The organism is Neisseria sp. GT4A_CT1, assembly GCF_000227275.1.
Lineage (GTDB): Bacteria > Pseudomonadota > Gammaproteobacteria > Burkholderiales > Neisseriaceae > Neisseria.
On the sequence record NZ_JH164964.1, the window covers coordinates 325560 to 338271 of the forward strand.

A 12712-nucleotide genomic window follows, 5' to 3' on the forward strand; every position below is an offset into this window, starting at 1 on the left:
TGTTTATTTGGATGAAACAGGATTTGATCGCTACCTGTTCCGTCCCTATGCCCGCAGCCTGAAAGGGCAAATAGTGAAAGCGCAGATAAGTGGAAAAAGATACCGACGCTTATCTCTGGTGTCCGCACAAGTCGGCAACCGGCTGATTGCTCCGATGGTTTATCAAAATACGATGACCGGAGTCTTTTTTGAAGCGTGGTTTCAGCAATGCCTACTGCCCGCATTGACTCAAAAATCGGTGATTATTTTAGATAATGCACGATTTCACCGTATGGGTGTCTTACGGGAAATGGCGGAAAAATGGGGACATAAGGTATTACCTCTTGCACCTTATTCACCTGAGCTCAACCCGATTGAGAAGGTGTGGGCGAATATTAAGCGGTATCTGCGAACCGTATTGTCTGATTACGCCCGATTTGACGATGCATTACTGTCCTATTTTGATTTTAATTGACTATACAATCATGAACGACGCGCTTGGAAATGGAAAAAGCCGGAATCTGCGGGAAGCAGAATCCGGCTTGTCTAGGTCGTCTGAAAATGGCTAGGACATCCCTAAGGTTGGAAGGCGGTTCAACCCGGTTTCAGGTTTTCAGACGACCTTTTGTTCAGACGGTCAAACGATGGGTTTAATCGTCGTCGTAATCGTAGTAATCATCGTCCCAGTCGCGGTAGTGTTTGCGGTGGTGATGTTTATGTTTGTGTTTTTTGTAGTACGTATCGCGGTAGTACGGATCACCGTAGCCGTAACCGTCGTAGCCGTAGTAGCGGGATTCGCGGTAACGGCGGTCGCGCAAGGCGATATCGTTGTCTTTTTGATTCATTTTTTTATTGTGGTAGGCGTAGGCGTTGCCTGCCAAACCGCCCGCCACTGCGCCGATGATTGCGCTTTGTCCGTCGTTGCCCAACAGACCGCCCAAGGCTGCGCCTGCTGCTGCGCCGGCAAGGGTGGCTTTTTTCGGTTTGCCGTGCCTCGCGCTTCCGCGTGGATGGCGGGGAGGCTGAGGCTGGCGGCGAGCAATACCGCCATAAGTGGTTTCATGGTCATTGTTTCTTCCTTTCGTGAAACACGGCAGATGCCGGAGTTATTTTCATTATAATCAGCCCTTTGTTTACCTTTCGCCCGCCTGTGGAAAATTAGCGTAAACAAATGTTGCTTTTGTTCGGTACGGTTACTCGGCTGATAGATGGAAAGCTTGGTCTGTCTTGGATTTGGCGGCAATAAAACGCCCCGAAGCCGCAATGCGGTTTCGGGGCGTTTGGGTTTCAGACGACCTGTGCGGTGTCTGCAACACTTGTTGGAAAAAGCCTATTCTTCAGGCAGCCGCCATACGGACAGAATGAATCCGCCCCAGATGACGACGAGTGCGATAATCATCATGACGATGGCCGAGGTACTCATTCTTTGTCTCCTTGTTCATGTTCGTGTTCGTCTTTGACGTTGAAGTTTTGACCATGCTTCCAAGGCAGAAGCGACAGCACCACGGAGATGACAATCAGACCGATCGACATGCCCCAGCCGAAGATATTGAGGAAATCGCTGGGATATTTCGAGTAGTTTTCTTTAAGCAGGCCGATTGTGTCTTGGTACAACATATAGCCGAGCATGGCAACGGTAAAGATGACGCTGGCAGTCCAAATCGCACCGACGCGGACGGAGGAGAGTGCGTTCAGGTGGTTGCGCAGCTCGGGCAGTTTGCGCAGGGCGATGATGCCCAAAACATAGACGAAGCCGGCAGCGACGATGCCGTAGGTGTTGACGAATTTGTCCAATACGTCCAAAACGGGCAAGCCGGTGGTCGTGCCGAAGAGCAGGGTGGAGATAATGCCCATCGGGATGCAGACAAGCAGGGTAGCGTTGACGCGGCCGATGTTCAATTTGTCCTGAATGGCGGCAACGATGACCTCAACGATGGAAATCATCGAGGTAATGCCTGCGAATACCAACGAACCGAAGAACAATACGCCGATCAGCGCACCCATCGGAGCTTGGTTGATGATGGTTGGGAAGGCGATGAAAGCCAAACCAATGCCGCTGGAAGCAACTTGACTGACGGCTTGTCCATTGGCTTGTGCGATAAAGCCCAGCGCGGCGAATACGCCGATACCGGCGAGCAATTCAAAGCTGCTGTTGGCAAAGCCGACAACCAAGCCGGTACCGCCCAAGTCGGTTTTTTTCTTCAGGTAGGAAGAGTAAGTCACCATGATGCCGAAGCAGATGGAGAGCGAGAAGAAAATCTGACCGTATGCGGCAACCCAGACTCTAGGATCGGAAAGTTTCGACCAGTCGGGCGTAAACAGCGCGTCCAAGCCCTTAGCCGCGTCCGGCAGCGTCAGCGAGATGCCGACCATGATGATGAACATAATCAAAAGCAGCGGCATGAAAAACGACGATGCGCCTGCTACGCCTTTTTGTACGCCCAAAGCCATGATGATGCAGGTAAACAGCCATACGCCGATCAGCGGGCCGACGACTTTGCCGACAAAATCCAAGCCTAAGGCTTCAGGACCTGCCATGTTCAAAAAGTCTTTAAAGAAAAACGCCTGCGGATCTGCGCCCCATGCGGCGTTCAGCGAGTAATACGCATAGCTTGCCGACCAGCCGATGATGACTGCGTAGTAGATACAGATGATGACGTTGGTCATCACGTTCCACCAGCCCACAGGCTCGAACCAGCGGCCGAGGCGGCGGAAAGCCAGCGGAGCGGAGCCGCGGTAGCGGTGGCCGATGGCGTAGTCGAGCAGCAGCAGCGGGATGCCGGCGGTCAAGAGCGCGACCAGATAGGGAAGGAGGAACGCACCGCCGCCGTTTTCGAAGGCGATGTAGGGGAAACGCCAAATGTTGCCCAGGCCGACGGCAGAGCCGATAGCGGCAACCATAAACGCGCGGCGGTTGCTAAACGTCGCGCGTTCGTTTGTTTTGGAATCAGACACGTTGATACCTCTTGCTTTAATGTGGTATGAAAACAGCCGCTTGGCGGCTTACGGTTATAGAAATGAGGTCTGACAGGGGTAATGTCGTCTGAAAAACAGTCGGCTTGTGGCCTTTGTTTACAATCTATGGCTGTATCGTAAAAAAATTTAACAGGCTTGGCAAGTGGGGAAAACGGATTTTTAGCTGTATTTCAGGCAGTTTGGGGAAGATGAGGGAAGATGGGGTGCAGGATGGGGGTGTTTTTTCAGACGACCTGTTTTTTCAAAGGGGGTATTTATAGTGGATTAACTTTTAAATCAGGACAAGGCGACGAAGCCGCAGGCAGTACAGATAGTACGGAACCGATTCACTTGGTGCTTCAGCACCTTGGAGAATCGTTCTCTTTGAGCTAAGGCGAGGCAACGCCGTACCGGTTTAAAGTTAATCCACTATATGTTCTTTGATGAGGAATGAGGTGCTTGCTCTCAACCATGTATTTTGCGTGAAAATATATTTTTTAATTTGTTTCGACTATAATGATATCGTTTTACATCTATATTGCGCGGAAAGTAATCTTTTTTATATTTCTTTATAAATCTTCTGATTTTCATCGAAAGGAATCTTCATGAAAAGATTTGGCAGCACTTTGTTTATCCTGGGTCTTTTAGCGTTCGGTTTGAATTATATGAATGCTGTGCCGAAAGTTTTAGCATGGATTTATAACTGGGGGGAAGATACTGCAATGTGGATTAAAGCAGGGGTTACCGGTGGTGGCGCTTTGATTTGGCTGTTGGGTCATTTTGCCGAAAAAGGCGGGCAAGAAGCGTTGGAAGAAGACGACGAATAAATTTGAGCGTCAACGCTGCGGTTGTTGCGGATACGCACTGGCGCAGCGCTTCGAAAAAGAAAGATATAGTGGATTAACTTTAAACCGGTACGGCGTTGCCTCGCCTTAGCTCAAAGAGAACGATTCTCTAAGGTGCTGAAGCACCAAGTGAATCGGTTCCGTACTATCTGTACTGTCTGCGGCTTCGTCGCCTTGTCCTGATTTAAAGTTAATCCACTATAAAAGGTCGTCTGAAACAGGTTTTGGCTTAATTTGCCAAGCTTGTTTCAGACGACCTTTCGATTTATCCGCTCACGCTGAATTCTGCGGTTTTATTTTTTCATCGCATCAGTCAAGGCTTTGACGTTGTAGCGGTACATGCCGATATAAGTATTGGCAGGTGCGCCGCCGAGTGCGTCGGAGTAGAGTTTGCCGCTAACGTTGACGCCGGTTTCTTTGGCGATGCGGTCAACCATGCGCGTGTCTTTGATGTTTTCGGTGAACACGGCTTTGATGCCTTCGCGTTTGATTTGGCGGATGATGGAAGCCACTTGTTTGGCGGATGGCTCGGCTTCGTTGCTCACGCCTTGTGGGGCGATGAACTCGATATTGTAGCGTTTGCCCATGTAGGAAAACGCGTCGTGTCCGGTCAGGACTTTGCGCTTTGCGGCGGGAACGGCGTTAAACGCAGCTTGAGCGTCGCTGTGCAGTTTTTTCAGCTGCACTTGGTAGTTGCCCAAGCGTTGTTGGTAATAGGTTTTGCCCTCGGGGTCTGCCTGAATCAGGGCGTTGGCGACGTTTTGGGCGTAGGTCGTCATCAAAACGGGGTCGTTCCAGACGTGCGGGTCAAATTCGCCGTGGTCGTGGTGGTGGCCTTCGTGGTCGTGATGATGTTCGCCTTCTTCGTCTTTAAGCGCCTGTATGCCTTTGGCTGCTTCGGCGAAGGGGACTTTGCTTTGTTTGACGGCACGCTGCACGTCAGCCGCTTCCAAGCCCAAGCCGTTGAGCAGGACTAATTTTGCACCGCGGATTTTTTTGATGTCGCCGCTGGTCATGTGATAGGCGTGGGTGTCTTGGTTGGCACCGACCAAATTTTGCACGGCAACACGGTCGCCGCCGATTTGTTTGGTAACGTCGCCCAAAATGCTGAAGCTGGTAACGACGTTCATCGGGGCTGCATAAATTGCGCCGGACATTAATGCAGCGATGACGCCGAGTTTCCAATGTTTCATGTTTTCTCTCTCCAGATTGATATAACGTAACATTTTTATTTTAAAACAGTGGGACGGAATCTTCAAGCAGCCTCCGCTTAAGAACGCGCTTTATGCCTTGAAAACGGGGGATTTGGGAGGAGGGCAGAGGTTTGTTAATTTATTATGAAATTAGAAATGGAATTGTATTTATTGATTTTAAAGATAAAAGAGAAGGAATGGCGGGGAGTTTTGTTGCGTGATGTAGCGGATTTTGGTTAGAGATTATCTTTTTCAAATAAATAAAATCAGGAAGATGCAGGTTTTCCCTTTTTTGAGAGAGTGGGAAACCAAGATTAAATGCGTATATTTTAAATATAATTGAAATATAAATTTCCTTATATGGAATTTTTTAGAACAAAATAATTCATTATCTTTTTGGGATAAAAATAAGCAGATATGATTGAATAAGATTTGTTTGATAAAATGTTAATTACATCACACTACAAATTTGCTATAATGTGCGAATCAGTTAACCACCCTATACCCCAAAAGGAAAAAACATGGGCATTAAAGTCGCCATTAACGGATATGGCCGCATCGGCCGCCAAGTATTACGCGCCATCTACGATTACAACCTGCAAGACCAACTTGAAGTCGTCGCCGTCAACGCCAGCGGCAGCCTCGAAACTAACGCCCATCTGACCAAATTCGACACCGTCCACGGCCGCTTTAATGCCGATATTTCCCACGATGCGACCCACCTCATCATCAACGGCCGCAAAATCCCATTCTTCTCCACCCGCAACCCTGCCGAACTGCCCTGGCGCGACTTGGGCGTGGACTTGGTGATGGAATGCACCGGCTCGTTCACCAGCAAATCCAAAGCCAATGTCCATCTTGAAAGCGGCGCGAAAAAAGTGCTGATTTCCGCACCGGGCGAGGCTGATGTTGACGCGACCATCGTCTACGGTGTGAACGACGACGTGATTACCGACGACATGACCGTCATCTCCAATGCTTCCTGCACCACCAACTGCCTCGCCCCCGTCGCCAAAGTATTGAGCGAAAACATCGGCATCGTCAAAGGCGCGATGACCACCATTCACGCCCTGACCAACGACCAAACCGTGACCGACGTGCGCCATAAAGACTTGCGCCGCGCCCGCAGCGGTGTGGAAAACATGATTCCGACCAAAACCGGCGCGGCGAAAGCCGTCGGTTTGGTCTTGCCCGAATTGAAAGGCAAACTCGACGGCCTTGCCATCCGCGTGCCGACCGTCAATGTCTCATTGGTGGACTTGAGCTTCCAAGCCGCGCGCGATACGGGTGTCGAAGAAATCAATGCGTTGATGAAGGCCGCCTCAGAAGAAGGTCGTCTGAAAGGCGTGTTGGGCTACAACACACTGCCGCTGGTGTCTATGGACTTCAACCACACTACCCAAGCCAGTACCTTTGACGCAACGTTGACCAAAGTAACCGACGGCAACATGGTCAAAGTGTTCGCTTGGTACGACAACGAGTGGGGCTTTAGCTGCCAAATGCTGAATACCGCCCGCCGTATGTTCGGTTTGGAAGTACGCCCGTTTGAATAAAACGGATGGTTTGATACGCTAAAAGGTCGTCTGAAAACTTGAATTGCCCGGCAAAATTTGGGCGCGTATAAGAGATTGTTCGGACGTTTTCTATAAGCCGGGTTCTGTATATTGCAGGACTCGGCTTTTTTAATCTCAAACTGCAACACTCATGGTTGTCGTCATACCTAAAAAGATGAAGCACCTAGTTGCAGGCAGGAATAAAAAAACTGCACCTTTGTGAAGGTGCAGTTTACGGGTTTCAGACGACCGACTGATTGATTTTATCCTTAACGCTGCAAGCTTTTGGGGAAAGGTTTTTTCTGTGAGACGGGCGCAAACTCAAACACTTTCTTGCGTGCATTCCATTGTAGCGGACGGATACAATTTTGATATTGTGCGCGTACTTTACCGCGTGTGTCTTCGCCGCATAGCTCTCCACCCACGCCTAAATAAAGTTTGTTGTCGATGATTTTTGTTCCGACTGCGCCATGAAGAAATGCCTGTTTGGCAGAACCATCCGGTTGACCTGCAAAAACAGTGACCGCCCAGCCGCCGGAGCCGCCCAGATCAGGCGCGTTGGCGCAAGTGACCTTGCTCATGTCGTAGACAAAATCATGATAACCGTCGTTATTCAAATCGATAATATCCAAAGCCTGACCAACAGAGAATTTTCCCCCCATTTCACGGCAGGTTTGTTTATCTTCATTGATGGCTTCCTGTACTTTTTTAGGAATTGCTATGGGTGCGCGTTCGGCGGCAGCAAATTGCATGCTTGCCATGAATACTGCCGCTAAAAGCAGTTTTTGCATGATTTTCTCCGAATTAGGCAAAATTGGTCGGCTGTATCAGGTATCCATATTTGTTGCCATACTGAGTTTTCAGACGACCTAAACCAAGATTTATGGTGTTGCGACTGTAAATGTAACATCCACATGATCTTTTTGCTGTTTCAATTCGAAACAATCGAATCCCTCGCTATTTACGCAAACATTGACTATTTTTTTGCCGGTCCATTGAATGGAGGTTTCCGTTTCTTCGTTTATTTGACGTTTCATATTACGGGTTGGCAGGGTTTTGGGCAGTACTCCGTTTTGCCCCTCTTTTTTTAAAGCAGCAGTATAAGCGTCAGATAAAGAGTTACCTGAATAACGGCATTTTGTTACGCCTAATTCTGTTCCATCCCATTTCTGTTTGCCGCAGGAGAGTTTGGCTCCGCCGGCATTTGCGACAGCAGTGGTCAGAAGCAGGGCAACAGCCAATACAATTTGTTTTTTCATCAACATTCCTTTAAATCATAGACGTAGATTGCATAAAAAAGATTCTAATCGTCTGTCCTGTCAAGGTTTCAGACGACCTGATCTGCATTTTACAATTTCACCGAATGCTCGCGCGTTTCGTGGAACACGATGTCCGGCCAGCGTTCCTGCGTGAGTCCCAGATTCACGCGATTGGGGGCGAGGTAGGCGAGGTTTCCGCCTGCATCTATCGCCAGATTGCTCGCATTGGCTTTTTCAAACTCCGCTAGTTTTTTCTTGTCTTCACACGATACCCAGCGCGCCGACCAGATGGATGCGTTGTCGAACACGGCTTCCACGCCGTATTCGTTGGCGAGGCGCGAGGTAACGACTTCAAACTGCAACACGCCGACCGCGCCCAAAATCAAATCTGCGCCGCTCATCGGTTTGAAGACCTGCACCGCGCCTTCTTCACCGAGTTGTTGCAAACCTTTTTGCAGTTGCTTGATTTTCAGCGGGTTTTTGATTCGGACGCTGCGGAACAGTTCGGGTGCGAAGAAGGGGATGCCGGTGAATGCCAGTTGTTCGCCTTCGGAGAAACTGTCGCCGATTTGGATGTTGCCGTGGTTCGGGATGCCGATGATGTCGCCCGCGTAGGCTTCTTCCACCAGCTCGCGGTCGTGCGACATGAACGTTACCACGCTGGACGCGGCGATTTCGCGGTTGATGCGCAGGTGTTTCATCTTCATACCGCGCTCGAATTTGCCGGAGCAGACGCGCAAGAAGGCGATGCGGTCGCGGTGTTTCGGGTCCATATTGGCTTGGATTTTAAAGATAAATCCGGAGAACTTCGGCTCGTCCGGCTCGACCATGCGTACGGTCGCATCGCGCGGTTTCGGCGCGGGCGCCCAGTCGATCAATGAATTGAGGATTTCCTGAATACCGAAGTTGTTAATCGCCGAGCCGAAAAACACGGGTGTGAGTTCGCCGGCGAGAAATTCGTCGAGATTGAACTCGTTGGAAGCAGCCTGTACCAATTCGATTTCGTCGCGCAACTGCTGGATTTCCAGCGGAAAGCGTTGTTCCAATTCGGGATTGTTGATGCCTTTGATGATGTCGAACTCGTGCGGCAGGCGTTCGCCGCCCGCTTCAAAGAGATAGATTTCGTCGTTCAGGATGTGGTACACGCCTTTGAAGTTTTTGCCCATGCCGATCGGCCAAGTGACGGGCGCGCAGCGGATTTTTAAAATATTTTCCACTTCGTCCAGCAATTCCAAAGAGTCGCGCACTTCACGGTCGTATTTGTTCATGAACGTGACAATCGGCGTATTGCGCAGGCGGCAGACGTTCAAGAGTTTGATGGTTTGCGCTTCCACGCCTTTTGCCGCGTCGATGACCATCAGCGCGCTGTCCACGGCGGTCAAAACGCGGTAGGTGTCTTCGGAGAAGTCTTGGTGTCCCGGCGTGTCCAAGAGGTTGACGGTGTGGTCTTTGTAGTCGAACTGCATCACGCTTGATGCCACGGAAATGCCGCGCTGCTTTTCGATTTCCATCCAGTCGGAGGTGGCAAATTTGCCGGTTTTCTTGCCTTTCACCGTACCCGCGCTCTGAATCGCACCTGAAAACAGCAAGAGTTTTTCAGTCAGCGTGGTTTTACCTGCGTCGGGGTGGGAGATGATGGCAAACGTGCGGCGGCGGCGCACTTGGTCGAGGATTTCTTGGGACATGGGCTTTCTTTGCAAAAAGGTTCAGGCCGCTTTTCCGACGGCCTGAGAAAGGATTGAGATGGCGGGGATTGTACAAAAAAACATTAATCGGTTCAATGATTAGGGGATAAAAAAGGTCGTCTGAAAGCTTTTCAGACGACCTTTTCACGATGGCGGATTAAGCCTTGTCGTGGAATTCGTGGAATTCATATTGGTAGGACAAGCCTTTGCCTGTTTTTTTCTGCGCCAGATAATCGTCGTAAACGGCGCGGATTTCTTTGCGCAAGAGGAATAGGGCGATTAAGTTGGGGATGACCATAAAGCCGTTGAACATATCGGACAGGCTCCAAACCAAATCGACTTTGCCCAGCGTGCCCAACACGATAGCCAGCAGCACGAGCGCGCGGTAGATGCCCAAGTGTTTTCCCCTGAAGAGGAAGCGGATGTTGGACTCGCCGAAGTAGTACCAGCCGATGATGGTGGTGAAGGCGAAGAAGGTCAGGCAGACGGCGAGCAGTTGCGAACCGAAGCCAGGGAAGGCTTTGCTGAAGGCGAATTGGGTCACCGCCGCGCCTTGTTCGCCGGAAAGGTTGGCATCGGTCAGGAGGATAATCAGCGCGGTGGCGGTGCAGACCAAGATGGTGTCGATGAACACGCCGATAAATGCCGCCAAGCCTTGTTGAACGGGGTGGTTCACGTCGGCGGTTGCGTGCGCGTGCGGCGTCGAACCCATACCCGCTTCGTTGGAAAACAGCCCGCGTGCCACGCCGTAACGGACGGCTTCGCGCATACCGATACCTGCCGCGCCGCCTAACACAGCTTCGGGATTGAAGGCGGCGGTAAAGATGTGGTTGAACATCGGTACGATGTGGTCGGAGAATTCAAACAGGATAACGACCGCACACAAAATATAGATAATCGCCATAAACGGCACGACGAATTGGGCGATGTTGGCGATGCGGTTTACGCCGCCGACGATAATCATGCCCGCAAGGACGGCGAGGGTGATGCCTACTGCCAATGCCGGTACGTTAAAGGCGATGGTAACGGAGGAGGCGATGGAGTTTGCCTGCGTGGCGTTACCGATAAAACCCAGTGCGATAATCAGGGCGATGGAGAAGAAGCCCGATAAGAAACGCGCCGCGCCGCGCCCGATTTTCGGGGTCAGGCCGTGCGTGATGTAGAACGCGGGGCCGCCGATGTATTTGCCGTGGCTGACGACGCGGTATTTTTGCGCGAGCAGGGCTTCGGCAAAAATCGTGGACATCCCCAAAACGGCGGAAAGCCACATCCAAAAAATCGCGCCCGGCCCGCCTGCGGTAATGGCGGTTGCCACGCCGGCGACGTTGCCCGTGCCGATTTGGGCGGAGACGGCAACGGCGAGTGCTTGGAATTGCGACAAAGATTTATCGTCTTTGTCTTTTTTGGAAAACAAACCGCCAAAGACGGATTTGAGGCCTTCGCCAAATTTGGTAATCTGCGGCGCACCTAGATAGAGTGTGAAAAACAGGCCGATGCCCAAAAGGGCGTAAATCAGCAGGTAGTCCCACAGAATCAGATTGACTGCGCCCACCAGTGCAGACAATGTTTTTTCCATAATTACAAACCTTATATTGAAAAATGAACAGATGACGGCATCCGGCGGCGGTTACTCCGTTGAATGCCGTTGTGTCGGACGGCGCGGCGAGCAGGCCGGCTTCGTCCGTTTCGCCCCAAGTTGTCAACAATCCTGAAGCAGGCCTGCATGATACCGTAAACCTTTTGTGAGGCAAACGAAAAAAAGGGTCAGGTTTGGGCAAAGACAAGATTTTTGCGTTTGTCGGGCGCTATTGGCGTTTTCAGACGACCTTTTAGGCAGAATGCAGGGTCGTCTGAATATTTTAGGTATATTCAACCTATGTTAAAATGCGCCCTTTGAAAATGAGCAAGAGCCCGCCGGATAAGGCGGAAAATCGAAAGGAATCCATATATGGCAGGTCATAGCAAGTGGGCGAATATCCAGCATAAAAAAGCCCGTCAAGATGCCAAACGCGGCAAAATCTTCACCCGTTTGATTAAAGAAATTACCGTCGCAGCCCGCATGGGCGGCGGCGATCCCGGCGCCAACCCGCGCCTGCGCCTGGCTTTGGAAAAAGCCGCCGAAAACAATATGCCCAAAGACAACGTGCAACGCGCCATCGACAAAGGTACGGGCAATTTGGAAGGTGTGGAATATATCGAGTTGCGCTACGAAGGCTACGGCATCGGCGGCGCGGCGCTGATGGTGGACTGCCTGACCGACAACAAAACCCGCACCGTCGCCGACGTGCGCCATGCGTTCACCAAAAACGGCGGCAACTTGGGCACCGACGGCTGCGTAGCGTTCAACTTCGTGCATCAAGGTTATTTGGTGTTCGAGCCCGGCGTTGACGAAGACGCGCTGATGGAAGCCGCTCTGGAAGCCGGTGCGGAAGACGTGATTGCCAACGACGACGGCTCCATCGAAGTCATCACCGCCCCGAACGATTGGGCGGGCGTAAAAGCGGCATTGGAAGCCGCAGGCTACAAATCCGTTGACGGCGACGTCACCATGCGCGCCCAAAACGAAACCGAGCTCTCCGGCGAAGACGCCGTCAAAATGCAGAAACTGATTGACGCGTTGGAAGATTTGGATGACGTGCAGGACGTTTACACTTCCGCCGTTTTGAATCTGGATTAATAGGCAATATTGAAAGCAGACCTGTTGGGTCTGCTTTTTTTTGCGTCTGGGATTTTTGGCGGGTTGTTTGTTGGAATCTTCAATGGCTCGTGGGCGAAGCCCACGCTACAAATTTTTTGGCGACACAAGTGCCGTAGCGTGGACTCTGTCCACGAAAATGATGAATACGCAAAGGTCGTCTGAAAACCTGATGTAAGTTTTCAGACGACCTTTCATGTTTGGACTGCGTATCGGTTTTGGTTGGCACGGTATCCGTAGCGTGGGTTCTATCCACGAAGCTGACTGGCGGACAGGTCGTCTGAAATCTTGAGTGGCTCGTGGGCGAAGCCCACGCTACAAAGTTTATTGGCGACACAAGTGCCGTAGCGTGGACTCTGTCCACGAAAATGATTAACACACAAAGGTCGTCTGAAAACACGATGTATAGTGGATTAACTTTAAACCAGTACGGCGTTACCTCGCCTTAGCTCAAAGAGAACGATTCTCTAAGGTGCTGAAGCACCAAGTGAATCGATTCCGTACTATCTGTACTGTCTGCGGCTTCGTCGCCTTGTCCTGATTTAAAG

General features: G+C 50.9%; 11 protein-coding genes and 1 pseudogene. 4 read left to right on the forward strand and 8 right to left on the reverse strand.

All coding sequences use genetic code 11. The features are described from left to right. Positions 1 to 454, forward strand: a pseudogene (locus HMPREF1028_RS01460) (IS630 family transposase); the annotation flags it as partial. Between the two features lie 175 nt (positions 455 to 629). Here HMPREF1028_RS01460 and HMPREF1028_RS01465 read toward each other — a convergent pair. The 3 genes from HMPREF1028_RS01465 to HMPREF1028_RS01475 all read right to left on the reverse strand — a co-directional run bounded on the left by HMPREF1028_RS01465 (position 630) and on the right by HMPREF1028_RS01475 (position 2934). Next, a complete protein-coding gene (locus HMPREF1028_RS01465) occupies positions 630 to 920 on the reverse strand; it encodes a hypothetical protein (RefSeq protein ID WP_009311041.1) in 291 nt (96 codons plus the stop codon). A gap of 389 nt (positions 921 to 1309) precedes the next feature. Further along, positions 1310 to 1402 carry a methionine/alanine import family NSS transporter small subunit gene (locus HMPREF1028_RS13100; protein ID WP_009311042.1) on the reverse strand — a complete coding sequence of 31 codons (93 nt, stop codon included), beginning with the start codon at positions 1400 to 1402 and terminating at the stop codon, positions 1310 to 1312. Next, positions 1399 to 2934 (reverse strand): sodium-dependent transporter, encoded by a 1536-nt coding sequence (locus HMPREF1028_RS01475; RefSeq protein WP_009311043.1) that lies wholly within the window; start codon positions 2932 to 2934, stop codon positions 1399 to 1401. The genes HMPREF1028_RS13100 and HMPREF1028_RS01475 overlap by 4 nt, the downstream gene beginning before the upstream one ends. 605 nt (positions 2935 to 3539) lie before the next feature. Here HMPREF1028_RS01475 and HMPREF1028_RS01480 point away from each other — a divergent pair. After that, complete coding sequence (locus HMPREF1028_RS01480) at positions 3540 to 3761, forward strand: hypothetical protein (protein WP_009311044.1); 222 nt, start codon at positions 3540 to 3542, stop codon at positions 3759 to 3761. Between the two features lie 311 nt (positions 3762 to 4072). On the opposite strand, the gene HMPREF1028_RS01485 is transcribed toward HMPREF1028_RS01480, so the two are convergent. After that, positions 4073 to 4972: a zinc ABC transporter substrate-binding protein gene (locus tag HMPREF1028_RS01485; protein ID WP_009311045.1), complete on the reverse strand. Its 900-nt coding sequence runs from the start codon at positions 4970 to 4972 to the stop codon at positions 4073 to 4075. A gap of 521 nt (positions 4973 to 5493) precedes the next feature. Between HMPREF1028_RS01485 and gap the strand changes: the two genes are divergently transcribed. Further along, a complete protein-coding gene (gene gap, locus HMPREF1028_RS01490) occupies positions 5494 to 6525 on the forward strand; it encodes a type I glyceraldehyde-3-phosphate dehydrogenase (protein ID WP_009311046.1) in 1032 nt (343 codons plus the stop codon). A gap of 269 nt (positions 6526 to 6794) precedes the next feature. Here the strand turns inward: gap and HMPREF1028_RS01495 are convergent, their stop codons facing one another. From HMPREF1028_RS01495 to HMPREF1028_RS01510, 4 genes are all read right to left on the reverse strand, one after another. Continuing rightward, on the reverse strand, positions 6795 to 7316 hold the full coding sequence (locus HMPREF1028_RS01495) for a hypothetical protein (protein ID WP_003767670.1): 522 nt from the start codon (positions 7314 to 7316) through the stop codon (positions 6795 to 6797). 90 nt (positions 7317 to 7406) lie between these two features. Further along, positions 7407 to 7784, reverse strand: a complete 378-nt coding sequence (locus HMPREF1028_RS01500) for a hypothetical protein (RefSeq protein WP_009311047.1) — start codon at positions 7782 to 7784, stop codon at positions 7407 to 7409. Positions 7785 to 7873: 89 nt separating this feature from the next. Further along, positions 7874 to 9469 carry a peptide chain release factor 3 gene (locus HMPREF1028_RS01505; protein ID WP_009311048.1) on the reverse strand — a complete coding sequence of 532 codons (1596 nt, stop codon included), beginning with the start codon at positions 9467 to 9469 and terminating at the stop codon, positions 7874 to 7876. Between the two features lie 157 nt (positions 9470 to 9626). Next, the gene (locus tag HMPREF1028_RS01510) at positions 9627 to 11045 is read right to left on the reverse strand and encodes a sodium:alanine symporter family protein (protein WP_009311049.1); all 1419 of its coding nucleotides are present in this window, start codon (positions 11043 to 11045) and stop codon (positions 9627 to 9629) included. A 372-nt stretch (positions 11046 to 11417) separates the two neighbouring features. Here HMPREF1028_RS01510 and HMPREF1028_RS01515 point away from each other — a divergent pair, with 372 nt between their 5' ends. Continuing rightward, entirely contained in the window at positions 11418 to 12146 is a 729-nt protein-coding gene (locus HMPREF1028_RS01515; protein ID WP_003776493.1) for a YebC/PmpR family DNA-binding transcriptional regulator, read from the forward strand. Positions 12147 to 12712 lie beyond the last annotated feature (566 nt).

Excerpts from the sequence above, each read along its gene's own strand:
- HMPREF1028_RS01515 (WP_003776493.1), top strand. The coding sequence starts at position 11,418 with ATGGCAGGTCATAGCAAGTGGGCGAATATCCAGCATAAAAAAGCCCGT.
- HMPREF1028_RS01480 (WP_009311044.1), top strand. The coding sequence starts at position 3,540 with ATGAAAAGATTTGGCAGCACTTTGTTTATCCTGGGTCTTTTAGCGTTC.
- HMPREF1028_RS01500 (WP_009311047.1), bottom strand. The coding sequence starts at position 7,784 with ATGAAAAAACAAATTGTATTGGCTGTTGCCCTGCTTCTGACCACTGCT.
- gap (WP_009311046.1), top strand. The coding sequence starts at position 5,494 with ATGGGCATTAAAGTCGCCATTAACGGATATGGCCGCATCGGCCGCCAA.
- HMPREF1028_RS01485 (WP_009311045.1), bottom strand. The coding sequence starts at position 4,972 with ATGAAACATTGGAAACTCGGCGTCATCGCTGCATTAATGTCCGGCGCA.
- HMPREF1028_RS01495 (WP_003767670.1), bottom strand. The coding sequence starts at position 7,316 with ATGCAAAAACTGCTTTTAGCGGCAGTATTCATGGCAAGCATGCAATTT.
- HMPREF1028_RS13100 (WP_009311042.1), bottom strand. The coding sequence starts at position 1,402 with ATGAGTACCTCGGCCATCGTCATGATGATTATCGCACTCGTCGTCATC.
- HMPREF1028_RS01505 (WP_009311048.1), bottom strand. The coding sequence starts at position 9,469 with ATGTCCCAAGAAATCCTCGACCAAGTGCGCCGCCGCCGCACGTTTGCC.
- HMPREF1028_RS01510 (WP_009311049.1), bottom strand. The coding sequence starts at position 11,045 with ATGGAAAAAACATTGTCTGCACTGGTGGGCGCAGTCAATCTGATTCTG.